The sequence below is a fragment of the Estrella lausannensis genome, from assembly GCF_900000175.1.
In the GTDB taxonomy this organism is placed as follows: Bacteria; Chlamydiota; Chlamydiia; order Chlamydiales; family Criblamydiaceae; genus Estrella; species Estrella lausannensis.
In genome coordinates, this window is record NZ_CWGJ01000010.1 from 15,546 (window position 1) to 32,759 (window position 17,214).

Annotated in this window: 15 protein-coding genes; 7 read left to right on the plus strand and 8 right to left on the minus strand. The window is 48.2% G+C overall.

From position 1 onward, the window contains the following. The first annotated feature begins 240 nt into the window (after positions 1-240). On the plus strand, positions 241-1,674 hold the full coding sequence (locus ELAC_RS02885; protein WP_098037782.1) for a hypothetical protein: 1,434 nt from the start codon (positions 241-243) through the stop codon (positions 1,672-1,674). Between the two features lie 94 nt (positions 1,675-1,768). On the opposite strand, the gene ELAC_RS02890 is transcribed toward ELAC_RS02885, so the two are convergent. The 6 genes from ELAC_RS02890 to ELAC_RS02915 all read right to left on the minus strand — a co-directional run bounded on the left by ELAC_RS02890 (position 1,769) and on the right by ELAC_RS02915 (position 7,005). Then, positions 1,769-2,647 (minus strand): hypothetical protein, encoded by an 879-nt coding sequence (locus tag ELAC_RS02890; RefSeq protein ID WP_143406420.1) that lies wholly within the window; start codon positions 2,645-2,647, stop codon positions 1,769-1,771. 187 nt (positions 2,648-2,834) lie between these two features. Beyond that, the gene (locus ELAC_RS02895) at positions 2,835-3,257 is read right to left on the minus strand and encodes a hypothetical protein (RefSeq protein ID WP_143406421.1); all 423 of its coding nucleotides are present in this window, start codon (positions 3,255-3,257) and stop codon (positions 2,835-2,837) included. Then, positions 3,196-4,041: a hypothetical protein gene (locus ELAC_RS02900; protein WP_098037785.1), complete on the minus strand. Its 846-nt coding sequence runs from the start codon at positions 4,039-4,041 to the stop codon at positions 3,196-3,198. Before ELAC_RS02900 ends, ELAC_RS02895 begins: the two co-directional genes overlap by 62 nt. Positions 4,042-4,417: 376 nt before the next feature. Next, a complete protein-coding gene (locus ELAC_RS02905) occupies positions 4,418-5,596 on the minus strand; it encodes a zinc metalloprotease (protein WP_098037786.1) in 1,179 nt (392 codons plus the stop codon). A gap of 169 nt (positions 5,597-5,765) precedes the next feature. After that, positions 5,766-6,317 carry an OsmC family protein gene (locus ELAC_RS02910; protein WP_098037787.1) on the minus strand — a complete coding sequence of 184 codons (552 nt, stop codon included), beginning with the start codon at positions 6,315-6,317 and terminating at the stop codon, positions 5,766-5,768. A 127-nt stretch (positions 6,318-6,444) separates the two neighbouring features. After that, on the minus strand, positions 6,445-7,005 hold the full coding sequence (locus ELAC_RS02915) for a hypothetical protein (protein ID WP_098037788.1): 561 nt from the start codon (positions 7,003-7,005) through the stop codon (positions 6,445-6,447). Between the two features lie 259 nt (positions 7,006-7,264). Between ELAC_RS02915 and ELAC_RS11970 the strand changes: the two genes are divergently transcribed. The 3 genes from ELAC_RS11970 (at position 7,265) to ELAC_RS02930 (ending at position 10,060) form a co-directional block, all read left to right on the plus strand. Continuing rightward, positions 7,265-7,795, plus strand: coding sequence for an MFS transporter (locus ELAC_RS11970; RefSeq protein ID WP_098037825.1), 531 nt, complete (start codon positions 7,265-7,267; stop codon positions 7,793-7,795). Further along, a complete protein-coding gene (locus tag ELAC_RS02925) occupies positions 7,692-8,507 on the plus strand; it encodes an MFS transporter (protein ID WP_098037789.1) in 816 nt (271 codons plus the stop codon). The genes ELAC_RS11970 and ELAC_RS02925 overlap by 104 nt, the downstream gene beginning before the upstream one ends. A gap of 353 nt (positions 8,508-8,860) precedes the next feature. Further along, positions 8,861-10,060, plus strand: coding sequence for an amino acid permease (locus tag ELAC_RS02930; RefSeq protein WP_098037790.1), 1,200 nt, complete (start codon positions 8,861-8,863; stop codon positions 10,058-10,060). Between the two features lie 45 nt (positions 10,061-10,105). On the opposite strand, the gene ELAC_RS02935 is transcribed toward ELAC_RS02930, so the two are convergent. Beyond that, positions 10,106-11,569 carry a DUF2779 domain-containing protein gene (locus ELAC_RS02935; protein ID WP_098037791.1) on the minus strand — a complete coding sequence of 488 codons (1,464 nt, stop codon included), beginning with the start codon at positions 11,567-11,569 and terminating at the stop codon, positions 10,106-10,108. A 276-nt stretch (positions 11,570-11,845) separates the two neighbouring features. On the opposite strand from ELAC_RS02935, the gene ELAC_RS02940 reads away from it, so the two are divergent. After that, positions 11,846-12,586, plus strand: coding sequence for a class I SAM-dependent methyltransferase (locus ELAC_RS02940; protein ID WP_098037792.1), 741 nt, complete (start codon positions 11,846-11,848; stop codon positions 12,584-12,586). A gap of 232 nt (positions 12,587-12,818) precedes the next feature. Then, a complete protein-coding gene (locus ELAC_RS02945) occupies positions 12,819-15,122 on the plus strand; it encodes a hypothetical protein (protein ID WP_098037793.1) in 2,304 nt (767 codons plus the stop codon). Here ELAC_RS02945 and ELAC_RS02950 read toward each other — a convergent pair. Then, positions 15,109-15,987, minus strand: a complete 879-nt coding sequence (locus ELAC_RS02950) for a LysR family transcriptional regulator (protein ID WP_098037794.1) — start codon at positions 15,985-15,987, stop codon at positions 15,109-15,111. The genes ELAC_RS02945 and ELAC_RS02950 overlap by 14 nt on opposite strands. A gap of 147 nt (positions 15,988-16,134) precedes the next feature. On the opposite strand from ELAC_RS02950, the gene ELAC_RS02955 reads away from it, so the two are divergent. Continuing rightward, entirely contained in the window at positions 16,135-17,055 is a 921-nt protein-coding gene (locus ELAC_RS02955; protein ID WP_098037795.1) for a hypothetical protein, read from the plus strand. Positions 17,056-17,214: the final 159 nt, after the last annotated feature.

The window sequence follows — 17,214 nt, forward strand, 5'->3', positions numbered from 1 at the left end:
GCTACCAAGAGGGTGATAAAAGTCGGGTGTGGGTTACACTACTGATCACGAGGCAGTAAGTAAAGCGAATTCAATTCAGACTAGAGACTGCCAAAACCCCAAAATTTCAGCACACCTTCCGTATCACACGAATGCGTTCAGCTTCACTTTGACTAGCGGGGAGTAATTAACTAGTTACTGCTTTAATAAATAGATTTATTTATCTATAATATATCTTTTTTTTAGAAAAGGAGTTCTAATATGACGCCTGCAGCACCCGCCGCTCTCCCCACTCTTCGACAGATCGAGTCGTCCATTCCAGGGGACAAAAAGCCCGGCAGCGGGCAGGAGGAGATCCAAAAAAAGATAGCGATGATTGCAGCCCATATTAGGGACTGCAGCCGAGAAGATAACACCCCACCTCTGTCTTTGTTGAATGATTTAACCGGAGTTGTTTCAAAAGCGATCGAAAGCGGCGTCAGCGCGCACGATTGCGACTTGATGGTCATCACTTCGTACTGCCAGAAGATCATAGCCGCCCACTCCTCCTCCGTCGATCCGATGAGAGTTTTACTCGCAGATGTTCATTTTCAAATTTTAAGGGAGCTCTCGTGCCAGAATCTTGCTCACCTTCGAGCTGTTACAACCCATTGGAACAACCCTTGTCTGAAAGCTCAAATCGAATTGATCAACAGTCAATCGTTACCCCTAAGGGTAGTAATGGGAGAGAATTGCACTGCCTCACAGGCGATAGATTGGCTTATGTCGCACCCCCATAGCTCCCTTCTCCGTCATGCAGACTTCACCGGATTCTATGATTTCGATAATGCCTGCCTAAAACGAGTAACTACAAATTTCCCCCATCTTTACCATTTGGGAATCTCGCACACTGCCGTCAGCGTTGATGCGCTGAAGTATCTTGAGCATGTACCGGAGCTGCAGAGTTTAGACATGGATAACTGCTGCAATTTGAGACCTGATTCCCTGAAGCATCTTGTCCATGTCAAGGGGCTTCAGCAGCTTTGTATGGCACGTTGCAAGCAGCTGGAGAGGGGGGGATTGAAACATCTTGTGCATGTGCCAGGACTTCGGAGTCTAAACATCGGTTTTTGCACTCAACTAGCACCGGATTCACTGAAGCATCTTGTGCATGTTAAGGCCTTGCAGAACCTTGTTGCGACTAGCTGCGACCAGCTTGAAAGCGACGCTTTGAAGCACCTTGAAAACGTCAAAGACCTTCAAGGTCTCGTTGTGAGCGGGTGCAAGCAACTTGAGAGTGATATGCTGAAGCATCTTGTGCATATAAAGGGTCTTCAGCGACTAAACATTCGCTTTTGCGACAGTTTAGAACCGGATGCTCTGAAGCATCTTGTCCACCTGCCGGGGCTTCTGATTTTAGAGATCGGGTTTTGTGATAGCCTTGAGCCGGATGCGCTGAAGCATCTTGTCCACGTCAAGGGGCTTGAGAGTCTGGACATCGGCTTTTGCAAGCAGCTTGATTCCGATATTCTGAAGTGTCTTGAACAAGTGCCGAAACTGCAGAGCCTGGTGATTAGTTATTGCAAGCAGCTAGAATCCGATGCACTCAAATACCTTGTGCATGTAGATGGTCTTAAATTGTTAACTATCAGAGGGTGTAAGCATCTTGATCGTAAGCATATTCCAACTTCGTTCAGGGGCGATGTGATTGAATGAGGATAGGCATCTTAAAGGTCGCTGCACTCTGGGGTGAAGCTGTTAAAAGTATACGAAAAGCTGCATTGTATGCCCTTCATTCACCCATTTGCGCCTAAAGTGTAAAATTCCACCTCTTTGCATCCGGGAAGTCCACTTCGTTTAGGGCGATGAAGTGGTGTTTGATCTTGGAGTTTTCGTAGATATAGGCGATGTTTTGCACCGCGGGATAGCTCTTTTTCTGATAGCAGTTCAGGATATAGTCCACGCTTGATGAGAAGCAGCCTATGGCTGTAAATGTCTCTCCGGTTTGTCCCTCCATCTGAAATTTATCGAGAAGGCCTTCGATGGATCTGTTGTGCAGCCCGATCTGCCTGGCTTGCTGCTGCCATCCTGTCCAGCCCAGTGTCTGGGAGATAATCTCATGCGAACTATAACCGTTTCTTCCTCTAAGGCAGGGGACAAATTTCTGGATCACTTTAATGCAGTGCTCGAAAAGCTCGCGCATATCTAGAATTTCTTTTTTTTCATCAGTGACAAGCCAGGAGAGCGGGTGGTTTAAAAACGCCGTTTGCTGGGCATTGGCCTGTGTGATTTCATCGATGCAGGCCTGGAGATTGGAGAGCAGTGTCGTGTCATCGCCTTTACTGAGAAATGTTTTAAACGCCGATTCAAAATCTAGAATGGCCAGGAGTGCTGATTGCAGGGCTGTAGTCGCGACGACGATGTTGTTCTCCTGGATGCGTTGGACGCTTGCTGTTAAGTCTTTTTTAACTTGTGCCACCATCTCCGGCGGTATGGAGATGACCGTGCGGTCTGCCAATGTGATGGTCGCCATCCCCCGGAAAAATGGAGCTCCATGCCATTGGGTGTTTTCAGCGGGAGCCACGTGGGCGTAGTGTCCATTCCACTGATTGATTGGATGAGAACCGGGAAAGGCCGTTGGGTACGCGGATCTGTCAGCATGGGGATTGAATTGTACATCGGGCTGCATCGTCTCCCTCCACGGGTTCAGTTTGATCTGGATCCTAGTCAAAGGAGGAAAGAAAAGTAAATTACTTTTTAAATTACACCGAAAGTGTCCCGAAATTTGGTTTTTGAAAGCTCCCATGCCCAATTTAGATGCTGCGGTATAAGGGTGAAAAGAAGAGGCCGGCTTTAGTCTGCCGGCCTGCTAGCGTTTAAGCTGCTGGAGCAGCCTCGCTAAGATCTAGTTTTTCGAAATCGATTTTCACTTGGCTGATTAAAGACTCTTTGGCCTCGAGAATCTCTTTTTCAAACGGCTTTTCCTCGGTAGCGGTAGGTTCTTCTGTTTCAACCGGAGCTTCCTGGGTAGAAAATTTATTTTTTGCCCAGGTGACGATTTTGTCGGATACGGACAGTAGCGAGGTGGCGGCGATCACGGGCGCGATCTCGGGAGCTATCACCGTTAAAGCAACACCTCCGGCAAGCCCGGCGGAGATCCAAGCGGCTTTCTTTAGTGTGCCAAGCGTGTTGTTTTCCTGTTTCTCAACCTGCGCAGAGACAAAAGCGTCCGTCATTTTAAGGCCGCCTTTGACCACTTCTTCGGCAGGGGGGGGCCCCACCGGCAGTCGCTGCCGCATCGTTGGCCTTCTGGATGACGTCCATGCTCATCGCATGTCTTCCGGCATCGACCGTGCCAAAGAAAGCGCCCACCTTTTCGGCTGTCCCTTTCATGAAGCCTGGTAGGTAGTTACCGATTTTTTTACCGGCAAGCGCGCCTTCAGCGACGCGGGCGTTATAAGCGCCTTTAACTTGATCGTAGCGAACGACGTTGCCGATGACAACTCCTGCGGTTTCGATACACACCTTTTTAGCGGCAGAGCTTAAAATATCGCCTAAATCGTGCACCTTTTCTTCTTTTGTCTCCGATAGTGCGGCTTTGATAATTTTAGGAAGGGCATCCACCGCAGCATACGCAATGCCGATGCCGGCGAAGGGAGCAATACCTGAGGCGATCGCGGCGGTTCCAACGACTGTCGCTGCGATCTTGCCTACTTCCAGAGCTGTCGAGAGCGTTTTCGAAGGTTTTTTTTCGGTAGGCTCCTTCGTCTCTTCGTTTTGAAGTGCGATGTCGAGGACTTGTACGCCCGCTTGCTGAATAGTCTCGCCGATGACTTTGACTTGCTGTGAGATGACGGGAACAGCGTGCCCTGCTACGGCTTTGCCGAGAAACTTGCCGAAAGTGCGGCCCACTTTACCGGCGATCTGCTCACCTTGATTTTGGGAATTCTCTACGATGTTGTTAAGGACGGAGACGCCGGCATAACCGCCGTAGGCTTTTGAAGCATAGTCGATGCCCTTTTTCGCTACCTGGATGCCGATGGTAACTGCTGCCTTGCCGATGATGGGAACGATGGTGCTCATGACTGTTTTCCTTTTTTTTAGTTTGAAGAAGCAATGAGCATAGAGGGGCGGTATTAACCTGAAATTAAAAGAAGGTTAAGCCGTCTTAACAGAAGCTGTTTTAGATAGTGTAAGGAATGGTTTTAAATGAAAAAAATACGGCCCACACTTGTTAACAGCCCTCTATCAACGCTTGATTCATCAAGTGTTTTTTTGTTCGGGCTTTAAGGATTAAAACAGTGAGTTGATGCCTATCTGCGCAATGATTCGTTATTTCACGGGATTTTACGGCTAAGCACCCTCCGGATCCGCTGCTTAGAGACTATCCATAAACTTAAAATCAGGATGCTTTGTTTGTGGATAGTCTCTCTGGAAAGCTAGCAGGGGAGGGCCGTGTTTATGAACCCGATATTTCTAGTTTCCGAATTTTCCGCTCGAGGAGGGCGATCTCGTTTGTAAAATCGCACGGCAGGGAATGTTTTTGCGAGAACTGTTTGAAAAACTGGAGCTGCCTCTGATAGCCTTTTTTGATGCTCCAATTGTTGACGAGACAAATTTTGGCCATATCCTGGGCACAAAAAAGAAGGGAAGACTTATCCATCTCTTCCAAATTGTTAATTCCCTGCACACCGCACACATAATCTGTGCAGTGGTTTAAGCCCCTCATGTGGGCAAATTCATGCGAGGCCAATTTCATTAGCCGGATGAGAGCCTTGACTTTACCATCGTCTGCCAGCCTATAGGTTGAAAACACCCCGGTGGCCATGCTTGGTAGCGCCTCACCATAGAGGAAGTTGACTGAAGCATAGCTCGAACCGGGGTAGATATCTTGGTTGGTGAAGCCAAGTGCGTAGCTGTTTTGTGAGATTTGTTCTCTAAGTTTGAAGTGCATGGGAGAGAGAGCGTATTGCGTATGACCGAACTTTTCCCTCAGGTCGTCGCTCGGAAGAGCTAGGGATGTATTCTGGATGGAAGTGTGCATTCCATGCACCATTTTGAGATACTGTCTTACAATGCGGATGATCTTTTTTTCTTTTTCGGTGATGTCGCCGAAAAGAATAATGCTGATGGTTGTTCGTTCGGCATTTTGTAATGCCACCAAATCGGTGTTAAACTCTTCCAGCGTCTGCTCGATTTCATTTGAACCGAGCCCCTTTTTCCAGTTGTTGGGTGGCGACAGCGTATCTGCCTCTCGGATCCGGTCAATTTCCCTGTAGTAGGGCACGAGGGTTGATGGACGGCCGGCCGTGCCGGTGAGTGTCCTGATGTCGGCTTCTGCCGTGGGCTTGAGAAGTTCAACAGGGACCGCAGAGCGTATAGTTTCCTTCCCTTTGAAAAAGAGAGTACGCATTTTCTTCGAGCAAAGAAGGGGTATCCCCACAAAGAGAATTGTAAGAGCTATCAATCCGATGCGTTTGAGAAGAGGACAGAATCTCTCCTTTTTATTGAAGATTTGATAGTTGATTCCATCTTTGACGATCTCCCGGCCTAAACTCTTGAAATGGGGAACCAGTTTCCAGTCGGGGGTGTTCTGGATTGCTTCGTGCAAGCTGGATGCGTATGTGATTTGTGGCATGTGTCTCTTTTTCAATTAATTTGTCTTAATTGAAAACAAGTTTATAGCTTCATTTGCTTTTAGTAAATGAATTAGTGTTTGTTATCATTATACTTGAATTGTTTCAGGTGCTGAGCCTCTTTCGATACACAATGCCCGGCCGGGGATGGCCGGGCGCAGGTGATGCGCATTAGCTTAAGTGGAGCTTCACTTCGATGGGTGTGCCTTTTGAGAGCATGGAGTAGGTGGGTGAGAATTTGTAGGCCTCTTCGATCGTTGCCTTAGGTGCATCGGTTTTAATTTTGAAAGAAGCTTCGATTTTCTTGTATCCCTTAGGGATTGAGTGGTTAATTCCAAGGAACCCCTGCAGGTCGATCTCTCCTTTCATTTCCGATGAAATAGCATGGATGCGATACCCCTTCATGCTGAGGTGATAGACGATGGAAGTTGTCATGCAAGACGCCAGTGCGCCGAGCAAGTACTCCACCGGATTGGGGGCCTTGTCAGTGCCCAAGAGAGCTGGGGGTTCATCCGCTTCCATGGTGAAAGGTTTCGGACGGGTTTTTTGCTCGTGGCCGGCCGCATAATATCCTTGAATCCGGGTTTGGTTGTGCCCCCCTTCCATCCAAGTGTTTGACGCTCTGAACTCGCAGCGCGCAGCTGCCGGGTGTTTGCGGACTTCCTCTGAGATTTCTCTTAAAGTGGTTGTATCGACGCCATTGATTCTTTCTTTGACTGCCATATAGCCTCCTTTGTAAGCTACCACTTCAACCAATACTCCTGGTTTCTGATTATCTTCAATAGACAGCAAAAAGCCCTCGCTTGCAGCTTGGCTTAAACAGGTTGCAAGGGAGGGCTTTATTAAGTGTCTAAGCGTTTGCGTCGATTTCGCAAATTACATCGACTACGTCGTTGTAAGCGTCTTTGTCATAGTCTTTTGGAATATCGAAGTGCGTATCGGGGAGTATTGAGATTTCCAGAATCTGATCGACATTCACGGTGCTGATGCTGCCTTCGTTTTGGATTTTGAATGTGCCGGGCAGCGCTCTGCCTTCGGCATTGTCCGCTTCCTCGCCATATTTGACGGTGACTTCCTTGACGACCGCTTCGTTTGTTATTTTGCCTTTGAGCAGGTGTTGACGACGGTTGTTTCTGCCGAAGAGGTAAGGCTCGAGGGTGATCTTTTTGACTGTAATCTTGAACTCTTTGTCACTGACTTTTTCTCGCACCCTGACAATCAGGTTCAGGAGGTTTTGTTCATCGATGGCTCTGCAGATCGGATAGGTATCTCTTGCGTCGATGGCAAATGTGGGAGCGTCGCCTCTTCCGCCCAGTTCAAGAGAGAAGGGGCCCAGGTAGAAGCCTATGTCAGCATAGGAAGAACCGGTCAAGCAGGCGATGGCAAGAAGTGCCGATGCGAATTTTTTCATAATTTTCCTTTGGCCATTTTTTAAGAACCATACCTACCCTATAGGGTAGAGCTCTTATTCTCGTCAATCACTCCCTGCGCTGAATGGACTGCTTCGGCTGCACGGCGCGGCCCGCCTTGTTTTGTTGAAAATTTATTTTTACTCATTAGAGGGCTCTTAAAGATCAAACGAAGGAGGCGAGGCGGCAGAAACCTTGAATCGGCGGGGGAATTGCCCTATAATATTCGAGCTTAATGGCGCTGTTTTTCGGGGGAGGTATATGCCGGACAAGGACAAAAGACAGTTTTGGACAGTTCTGTTCATCGTTTTTATGGGTTTTTTGGGCATTTCCATGCCCTATTTGATCTTTCCTGCTCTTTTTCTTAACCCTGCCTATTCGATTGTTTCCGACTACACCATAGCGCCCTCGCTTCTTTTGGGAATGACGCTGGCGGCCTATCCTCTGGGGCAGTTTATCGGCTCTCCGATTTTGGGGGCGCTTTCGGATGATTATGGACGAAAGCGGCTCTTAGCGGGAACCCTTTTCCTGAATGCCTTTTTTAACTTGCTGACGGCTTTTGCCCTCAAATGGCATCTGGTCGAACTACTCATCCTCAGCCGGCTTCTTTCGGGTTTTATGGAAGGAAACATTGCCATCGCCCGGGCGATGGCAATGTTTCCTTCCATAAAACCCGAAAGTCAAGTCGATGCCGAAGCACTCCACCTTTGGGAAGATCAACGCGTCTGCGTCGATTGCCTTTTTAATCGGCCCCTTTTTTGGAGGGATCTTAATCGACAGCAATCTTTATGAGGGGCTGACGCTATCCACCCCTTTTTATGGGATCAGTGTCTTGTTTGTTCTTCTGTCGGGCGCTTCCCTCCTTTTCCTGAGGGAGGACGCTCTTGCTGAACCTGTGGCGGCAAGGAGCGTGTGGCAGCGCTTCAACCTCTACAAAAGGCTATCGGTCCTTTTTACCAACCAGCGTTTGAAATTTTTGCTGTTTGTTTCCACCTCCTTCAGTTTGGCTGTCGATATCTTCTATCAGTTCGCGCCTGTCTACCTGACGGAAAAATGGACACTGGCTCCATCTGACCTGATTATTTATAATGCCTTTCTCTGCGTCTCCCTGGCAGTGGGCAACGGATGGCTGGCAGGTTATGTGTCCAGGCAGTTTGACCGTCAGAAAGCTGTCATCTTCTCGACGACTGCTGTCGGTGCTCTATTGGTGGGGATCATTCTGGCGGAGTCGCCCTTTGTGATGTTTCTTCTCTATGGATCGATGGGAATTGTCATCGGACTGGCAGTGACCTTGCTGACCGTCAAGATTTCAGATTCTGTCAGCGACGCAATTCAGGGGGAGGTGCTCGGAGTGCAGATTGCATTGCGTGTTTTGGGGGAGGCGCTGATCTGTCTGCTCGGGGGCGTTCTCTTACTCATTTCACCGAAGTTGGTACTCGGTCTTGCTGCTATGATGACAGGGCTTGCGATGCTCTATTATGCGCGCCGCGCCCCTGCCTATTAGACAAAAATTATTGTTACTGATAGAATAGTGCTTTAAAATTCACAGGTTGATTCATGCGTAAAGCCCGATTTGCCGCCTTTTTTTTCTTTTTTACAAACCCTATGAGGCGGGAGATTGACTGACGCTTGTAAATCAAGCCAAAAGTTATAAAACCCGCCCGATGGCGGGTTTTTTTTTGCCTCTAAAAACACCGCAAAATGAACCACTCCGCCGGGCAGATTGGCCGATAGAATATAAACCGAAAGTGTCTCAAAAATTGGCTCTTAGCAAAGACAAAGCTCTCGTGCCAATTTTTGAGATAGTTTCGGTGTAAACCACGCTACGTATTGCTTTAATAGTAAGGAGAAATGAAAATGAAACGCACAGGTCCGATATTACTGGTGGCGGGGACTTGCATTGGGAGCGGAATGATCGCGCTTCCGCTTGTTTTGGCAAAGCTTGGCTTGGTGCCGAGTATTGTGCTGATGCTGCTCATGTGGCTTCTGATGTACTACACCTCGCTGATCAATTTAGAGCTTAATCTACAGGCAGGAAAGGGTCTTGCCCTGGGCGAGCTGGGAAGAAAGTTCTCGGGGCCCATCGCTGAATGGACGGGTATCATTTCGCTAAAGCTGCTCTCGTACTCGCTGCTCGCTGTCTTCATCTATGGCGGCTCTTCGATTGTCCAAGAGTATTTGGTAGCTAAGATGGCCTGGCGTGTTTCGCTCGAAAGCGTCGCCTCCGTTTTCGCTTTGGTGGCAGCTGTCGCCCTGACCCTTCCGATACATCTCATCGACTACTGCAATCGCATGCTGTTTATCACTCTGCTTGGCGTGGTGGCTATCCTGATCGTGGGTCTGGCCGTTACGATCGACTGGAGCAACTTGCCCCTCTTTCCGACAGGGGAGTGGGAGAGCTCGTCCTTGGCAGTTATCTTACCTGTGGTTTTCACTTCGTTCGGCTTTCAGGTGATATTCCATACGTTGACGAACTACTGCAACAAGAATGCCAAGGTGTTGAAACAGGTGTTTTTCTTCGGGAGTCTGACGCCGGCGCTTGTCTACATCCTTTGGACATCGAGCATTTTAGGAGCTGTCTATAACGATAATCCGGCTTTTTATGCCGAAATGGTTGCCGGCGATGCGCAAGTTGGCGAGCTGATCTTGGCGCTCAGCGAAATTAATCGCTGGCAGTCCGTTCAGCTTTTGGTGTGGGGGATATCCCTTCTTGCGATTTTCACTTCGGTGATAGGCGTGGGCGTGGGACTTGTCGACTCCATCAAATCGATGTTGCCGGCCAAAGGGCCCCAGGGTCTCCGCACGATGATCGCTTCCTTTGCCACTGTAGCTCCGGCCTTTCTGGCGGTGATCTTTGTGCCCGATGCGTTCATCTCAGTTCTTGGATTTGCCGGGATGATCTTGGCGGTGATAGCCGTGCTTTTGCCAGTCTATCTTTTTACGCAGCTTAAGGCAAAAAAACTTCATTACCAGGAGCTGAAAGGCAGGCTGCTGATCGTCATTTCTGTCGTCGCAGCTTTGGTTGTTATCGCCTCGGAACTCTACAGTATGATGTAACAAATACCCTCCCCGTGCTTCGAAGAAAGCGCGGGATAATTCACTTTAAGGATGTACCCTATCCAGTAGATAGCGATGGAGCTTGACCATCAGGTAGGTGTCTTGTTTGCAGTACTCTAAAAGATCGTGGCGTATTCTTGCCGCATCAATTGGCGATTCCAGCATTTCAAGAAAGCTCACCATCGCGTCCATTCCGTCCTTCACGCCGAGTGCACTATAGCTCGATTCACTTCCAAGAAGAGCGGGAGCTACCTTTTTGATGCTGAAACTGCCAAGGAACAGAGGGTGGTAAACGCTCTCTTCGATCACTTCCTTAAGGTCGACAATCCGCTTGATATATCCCTGCATTATCGAGGCGTATTCAGGAAAGTCGCGACCGAGCTCTTTTAGGCGTCCGATTTCGAATGGTTTATAGTAAACGACAATCGATCCTTTTTCAGGGAAAGCCCGGATCATGTGCTCGATAAAAGAGGGCCTTGGGTCTTCGGCGCTTTGATGCAAAAACTCGATGTGGCGAATCTCTCCCGCCTCTTCCTGAATGTGGCAGCTAAATTGAAAGGGTAGATATTGCCAGGGGATTGTTTTGCTGTAGCGAGGTATGGGGTAGCTGATCGCTTCGATATCGAAGTAGGTTAAAGGCCATTTCCATTTGCTGAAGGCTTTCTGAAGCTTGTATTGGTCCAGGAAGAGTTCATTGGTTTGATAGCAACGGAGGGCACGTTTTTGGGTCTTATTCCTGTAGTCTTTTTCGGACAGGTCGTTAACGCCCACTTTACCTTGCCGGTAAAATTCCCAGCGTTTCCGGCAGTTGGGTATATCAAAGATGCCCGGCTTCGGCACCTCTTTCCAGCAGTAGGCCTTAAAAGGGCAGGGTGTTGGCTTCAAGCAGTGGGGGCCGATGTCAAGCCTCGGCTCTAAACCTTGCCTGAGCACACTCCGCATTGTCTCCAGGTCGCTTGGAATCTCTTCCAAAAGCGCGTTCACCTCTTCTCGCATATTCTTGATGCAAAAAAGATCGCTAAGGTTGGGGTAGACGCATTTGTTGTTCAGGTGCATCAAGAAGGTGCCGTCTATAACAAGGCCGCAGCCCTTTAGCACCCAGAACTGAATGGCTATATCGCGGCTGTATTCCTTAAGAACATCCGGATCGGATGCAGTGCCCGATTTAACCTCATAGAGGCTCCAGGGACCGTCTGAAGTCTCTCTTTTCAGGATGTCTGTGCGGATGAAAACCCCTTCGTGGAAAAATGCTGCTTCAAAAAGCACCAAAGCGCCGGCTTCCATCTCTTTTTTAGTCTGCAAGAGAGCCATCTCCATCTCCTTTGCAGTGATGAGTATGCCCTCGGGATAGAGACTGCGGGCATGCTCGCCCACACTCATGCCATCGCGGATTGTTTTTATATCCGATCGGGAAAGGGGAGGCTCAGGATGACGCTCTTTTAGGAACAGCGCTTTTAAGCACCGCTTCCCCTGGACATAGGTGGATTTAGTGAGTGGGTGCGTTGACATGGGGGCTCGCTGGATTCATTGGCAATTATTGTTTTGACAGTTTTGGTTCGGTTTTAAATTACACCTTTTTGTAGTTTGAAAATCAAGGGTTTAAGAGAGGTGTTGTAAATTGAATAAAGCTAAAAAAACAGTCCGATAGTCAGAAAATTTTATCGAGTGCTATGAGGAAACTCAGAGCAAAGCATATACCGAAAGTGTCTCAAAATCCCAAGTTTTGAGATACTTTCGGTATACTTGTTTGAGTTTGCGGACAGTCTCAAAGGTGAGAGGGTTTGAATGAAAGATCTTTTTTCTAAGCAGGCGGCTGAATATGCGAAATATCGTCCCGGTTATCCAAGAGCGCTCTATGACTGCATCTTCAGCCACGTGCGAAATTTTGATCAGGCTTGGGACTGTGCTACGGGAAATGGCCAGGCAGCCGTTGAATTGGCAGCTAAATTTCAGAGTGTCATTGCCACTGACATGAGTAGAAAGCAAATAGAGCACGCTGATCAGCGCCCGAACATCACCTACCAGGTGTGTCCTGCGGAGAAGACTCCCTTTCCAGACCACTGCTTTGATCTCGTGACGGTTGCGCAAGCGCTGCATTGGTTTGATTTTGATGCGTTTTATCCCGAACTTGAAAGGGTGCTTAAACCGGAGGGGTTTTTCGCGGCATGGAGTTATGGCGTGGCGCGGGTCACTCCTGAAATTGACAGGGTAGTGGACCATCTCTACCACGACCTGCTTGGCTCCTACTGGGATGGTCGCCGCGCTTTGATTGATGAGGAGTACCGGACGATTCCATTTCCTCTCAAGCGCCGTGATGCGCCTTCGCTTTCTATCGAGTTGGACTGGACTCTTGAGCATTTTATCTCATACTTTGCCAGAACCTGGTCGGCAGTGCAGACTTATGTGGATAAAAACGGGGTCAACCCTGTCGATCTGATTGCCCCTGATTTAGAAAGAGAGTGGCGGGGAGCTCCTACGCGAAAAATCCGGTGGCCAATCTATCTTTTGATGGGAGTTTTTGAGTGACATTTACCCTGCCCTGGCATTCATTTTAAAAAAGCGCCCCCCCCATTGATTTCTTAGAAAAACCCCACGTCTTGGATCCATTTCTCCTGTGATGATATTTTTTCAATATCTTCATTTATATAAAAAATAAATTTCACCTTAAATAGATGTTGTAATTTATATTAAATTATCATTTAATTTTGTGACTTTAATTATTTTATTTACTATAAATAGAGAAGGGAGCGAGGTGACTATGGCACTGAACCCAGTTAATTTTTTCAAATATTATGCGTTCCATCCTGATGATCAGGGGTTATCCAAAGAAGACCACCTGAAGGCGCTGATTGGAACCATTGCCTTAGGTGTGCTTACCTTAGGGATCGTCCACCTGATTTGTCGGCTGTTTTTCTATGATAAGACTATTGCGCATATCCAGGCCCCCACCAAATCATCGGAACTATTTCACAAGACATTGAGTGCGGAGAAAAAGAGCCTGCCCGGTAAAATGGAGGCCATTCCCCATCACCCCACCTCCGATATAAGAAATTTCCAGCAATCCAGGGTGAGCATTGAAAAGGGAGAGCCCCTGGAAAAAAACGAAACACGCGAGAAAGGGCCCGCTAAAGAGGCGGAAGAGAGCGGCAATCCCCCTAAAGTGTTCGCGAGAGGGAAAACAGCTTCTGAGGAACCGATTCATATCCCTCTCCCGAAAGAGACAAAGGTTAAGAACGCAGATGATGAGATTGAGCTTGAAAGCGCCTTTCAAGAGGTCAAGAGGAGAGAGAAGGCCGCCCCTCCTTTAATTGCAGCCAAAAACAGTGAGTCGCTCCCGAATATCCCTCTAGAGACTCAAAATATGATCATTGCCTGGTCAAAGCTTGGCAAAAAAATCACCGCTCCGACCCAGATGAACATGGCAAGGGCCGAGGTGATGGATTGGCTATCGCGGCAGAACGATACGGATATCATGGATCTGTTCAAAGCAATGCCGGATAAAATGGCCAGCCTTGTTGAGAATTTTCCTGAAGTATTCGCTGAAGTGTGCGCGGGGTCGGAAATAGCAAATATAGCGATGCAGCTCTTCCAAACCGGAAATGACTTGGAAGGCAAGGCGATCAATAACATACTGCAGAATATCTTTGCGAGAGCGGTTGTTCCTGCCAATTTGGATCTTCGGGGAAATTTGAAAGATAAAGACGCCATCTATGAGTTTTATGCGCTCCTCTCGGCATTTGCAAAGACACCTTTGTTCCATCCGGCATGTGAAAAGCAGCTGATGGCAATGAAGCAGAAAATTCCTCCTCGTTTTATCCCTGCAACAAAAACCCCTCCTCAGCAGCTTCTGAAGAAGATTCATCACAATATCGAAGAGTATAAAAAAGCGGTTGTGGAGAAGGCAAAAGAGACTCTTGCTCAACCAGTGATATCGGATGCGCGCAAAGAGGAGATTCTAAAATTCATGGAAGGGCTTATCGCAAATCCTGAAGCTGAATACATGAAGAGGCGGGCGTTTCTAACGACCATGGCTAAACATGCCAAAAGAGTGGAAATTCCCTTTCTTGTACAAAATCTCGGTGGTAAGAACATAGATAAACTATGGGTCTTTGAATCCGTTGTGAATAATGCTGCGAACGATCCAACGCTACGACTCACGCAAATGTTTAATGCACTCTCCGATGAGCAGTTCGATCAATCGCTTGCCTCTTCCGCTTTCCTGAAAGTGATAGCACGCTGTCCTCCCGCTGCTGTGGGTCTGAATTTAAAAAACCTGAAGATGCTGGCAGATTCATGCTCTTGCGATGAGGACCTCTCCAACCTCTATCACCTGCTGAAACAAGAAAAGAGCAGCTTCTATCAGAAGCAAGAAAAAATGACGATTCTCGCGGAAGTGGTTGCCCGGGTGAATGTTAAAGTGGCAGCCGAAGCAGCGCTTTTAAAAGCAGAGGAGCCTCCGGTTGATGTCGAAGAATTCGCCTCAACCTTGAAAGCGACGATGGATCCGAGCGAGATTGGAAAGACAATCGATAAACTTGATGACGCCCAGCTGGCGCATTTCATCTATCTCTTGGGGACAGGTGTTCAGTTGGCTAACTTTTGGGCTATCGAGCAAAAGAAGGTGGTCGCTGGAAGTGCAGCAAAACTGCAAAGAAAAAGGCTGGCTAGGATATTTCCCAAACTTTCCAATGATCAAATCGCCCAGTCGGCGACGATGGCCGGGTTTCTGACCGTGGTTGGCAATACGGACGAAAAATACATTAAATCGGCAGGGATTATCGCCAAGGAACCGAAGATGGTGTGGACGCTCAAGGATCTGATTCACAAATTCCCCAAAGGGGATAAGACGATCATGGCCAAGTTGCGGGCCATTGGAGAGAATGCTCTTCCCTACTCTTCCGTTTTGACAAAGGATTATCAGAGTACTCTTCAGCTTCTGAAGGCTGCCGCTGACAAGTGGCACATCACCATGCCGGAGCCCGAAGAAGGCTGGGGCGAGTTCAGGAACAAGAAGGCTGCGGCAAAGTACTTAAATGATCTTTACAGCTCTAAATTCCACTAAGCAGTAGCCCTTCCTTGATCATTTTGAAGAAAAGGGATGCAGCGCGCGAGAGGGGAATTAATCTTTCTTTCACGAGCAGCAACTGATATGGAATGCGGGGCAGTTTGTAGTCGCACACCTTGAGGTTCCCTCTTCTTTCAGGATGTAAAAGCAGGTAGTCTGGAATAAACCCGACGAGCGAACTGCCGCGTAAAAGCGTGTAGATCATATCCCAGCTCGATATTTCCATGATCGTTTTAAGTTCCCTGCCATATCTTTCCCGATACGCCTTCTTCAAGATGTTAACCTCAGTCCTCGGTTCAGTGAAGACCGCCTCCGTCAAAGTGTTCGGCAAGGTGTGGTCCTTATCCCGAAAAAGCTCAAAATGTCCCTGATAGAGGAGCTCTGTTTCAAAAGCGGAGAGATCCTCGTTATCGAGGACGATTCCGAAATCCACCGACCCTTCCTTCAGCCATTGCTTGACCAAAGCTACGTGGCCAAATCGCAGTTTGAGAGTTGCTTTAGGTGCCTCCTGGTTGAGGCGATGACACAGGCCGACCAGAAGCGATTGGGCAAGGGAATGGGTACAGGCGACAGTGACTTGGCCGGAATACTCTTCAGTGGGATGTGAGATAAGCTGTTCGAGACGCTCGGCCGATTTAAGAACGGACGCTGCCTCGGCAAACACCGTGTGTCCGTCCTCTGTCAGCTGAATCCGGTTTTTCCGGTGGATTAACAGTGCTTTACCAAACGAGATCTCGAGCTTGGCTATCCCCTGGCTGACAGCAGATTGACTGACGTGGTTTTCACGGGCTGCGTGTGACACGCCTCCGAGCCGCATGGTATCGTAAAAATATTTCAGGTGCTGCAGGTTGAAGGTGGCCATTAAGTTTCTCGAGATTCCAAAAGCGTATCAGAATGTGGAGACACATTTCATCTATTAGTAATACTTATGCAAATTATAATAATCATTCATTTTTCTTATTAACGTCAACTGGCGAATAATCATGTTTCGAAACCAAAGGAGTCAAACATGACACTATATCGCATCCTCATCGCTATTTTTTTCTCTGCAGGACTTACATCTGTTCAAGGGGAGGTGCTTCCAATGCCGCTCGCTGAAGTTTGGCACTATGGCGACGCGCTCAATATTGAAGCCGGATTGATCCCCAAGCGGCATCTTCGGGAGGGGCAGATCTGGGCAAATCTCTGCTTTGTCCTGGACAGGCCGTTTTTTGATGGGGTGGAGCTTAAGGAAATTACTAAAAAAAACAGTTATCCCTTGAAAGAGACCAATATTTTAGCTTTCAACGAGCATAAAGCCGCTCTTGCCACCGCGCTCACTTTGAAATATTACATCACCGAAGGGCATAGGTTAGCGGCCTGCGGGAGGGAAGAGTCGGCTCGGGTGGTGGTGCAAGTTCACCGCAACTCTACAGGCCAGGCCCACCTCAATCTTTTGAGGAAATTGCTTGAGCTGATGGAGCTGAAAGCCGATGAGACTGCGCTGACAGAGCGGGGTGAGTCCCTGACTTTTTTGGAGCATCAAGTCATCTTGGAATTGCGTTTCGGCGTTCTGCCTTCGGCTTTTGAAGGTGCTCACATCGTCATATCGATTGGTATGGCAGCAGGACTACATCCCGAGTGGAAATCCGGCACCGTGCTGATGCCATATCGGTTTATACCTTTTGACATTCATAGCATGGCTTTGCTCCCTTCCTTGAGCTATGAGGTGAAAAATCATCTTTGCGAGGCCCTGGACGCGATCTTGGCAAAGCAAGACCCTCAGCTGATCGAACAAATCAACAAGGGATTTGCCTCTCTCAATCCAGCTAAAATCAACGAGCAGACGAAACCTTTGACAAAAGAAGACTTTCACGACGCTCGTTTGCTACAGGTCAATGGTCTGTTTAACCCCAGTGAGATGCCGGGGGAGGCAGCCCTGATCCGATAGTGACGGCACTCATGCGGGCTTAAAGCCCGCATGGCAAAATGCCTTGCTTTTTAAGTCCTGATGTGTTAGCATAATGAACATGAAAACAAAAGATCGCAAAACATCTATCGGCTCTTTCGATGCTGAAGCTAAAGCTTTTGCGCTCCCTCTTGCTCTCCT

What these genes read in the sequence shown, in the direction of transcription:
- ELAC_RS02885 (WP_098037782.1), top strand. Translation starts at nt 241, where the DNA reads ATGACGCCTGCAGCACCCGCCGCTCTCCCCACTCTTCGACAGATCGAG.
- ELAC_RS02890 (WP_143406420.1), bottom strand. Translation starts at nt 2,647, where the DNA reads ATGCAGCCCGATGTACAATTCAATCCCCATGCTGACAGATCCGCGTAC.
- ELAC_RS02895 (WP_143406421.1), bottom strand. Translation starts at nt 3,257, where the DNA reads ATGCGGCAGCGACTGCCGGTGGGGCCCCCCCCTGCCGAAGAAGTGGTC.
- ELAC_RS02900 (WP_098037785.1), bottom strand. Translation starts at nt 4,041, where the DNA reads ATGAGCACCATCGTTCCCATCATCGGCAAGGCAGCAGTTACCATCGGC.
- ELAC_RS02905 (WP_098037786.1), bottom strand. Translation starts at nt 5,596, where the DNA reads ATGCCACAAATCACATACGCATCCAGCTTGCACGAAGCAATCCAGAAC.
- ELAC_RS02910 (WP_098037787.1), bottom strand. Translation starts at nt 6,317, where the DNA reads ATGGCAGTCAAAGAAAGAATCAATGGCGTCGATACAACCACTTTAAGA.
- ELAC_RS02915 (WP_098037788.1), bottom strand. Translation starts at nt 7,005, where the DNA reads ATGAAAAAATTCGCATCGGCACTTCTTGCCATCGCCTGCTTGACCGGT.
- ELAC_RS11970 (WP_098037825.1), top strand. Translation starts at nt 7,265, where the DNA reads ATGCCGGACAAGGACAAAAGACAGTTTTGGACAGTTCTGTTCATCGTT.
- ELAC_RS02925 (WP_098037789.1), top strand. Translation starts at nt 7,692, where the DNA reads ATGCCGAAGCACTCCACCTTTGGGAAGATCAACGCGTCTGCGTCGATT.
- ELAC_RS02930 (WP_098037790.1), top strand. Translation starts at nt 8,861, where the DNA reads ATGAAACGCACAGGTCCGATATTACTGGTGGCGGGGACTTGCATTGGG.
- ELAC_RS02935 (WP_098037791.1), bottom strand. Translation starts at nt 11,569, where the DNA reads ATGTCAACGCACCCACTCACTAAATCCACCTATGTCCAGGGGAAGCGG.
- ELAC_RS02940 (WP_098037792.1), top strand. Translation starts at nt 11,846, where the DNA reads ATGAAAGATCTTTTTTCTAAGCAGGCGGCTGAATATGCGAAATATCGT.
- ELAC_RS02945 (WP_098037793.1), top strand. Translation starts at nt 12,819, where the DNA reads ATGGCACTGAACCCAGTTAATTTTTTCAAATATTATGCGTTCCATCCT.
- ELAC_RS02950 (WP_098037794.1), bottom strand. Translation starts at nt 15,987, where the DNA reads ATGGCCACCTTCAACCTGCAGCACCTGAAATATTTTTACGATACCATG.
- ELAC_RS02955 (WP_098037795.1), top strand. Translation starts at nt 16,135, where the DNA reads ATGACACTATATCGCATCCTCATCGCTATTTTTTTCTCTGCAGGACTT.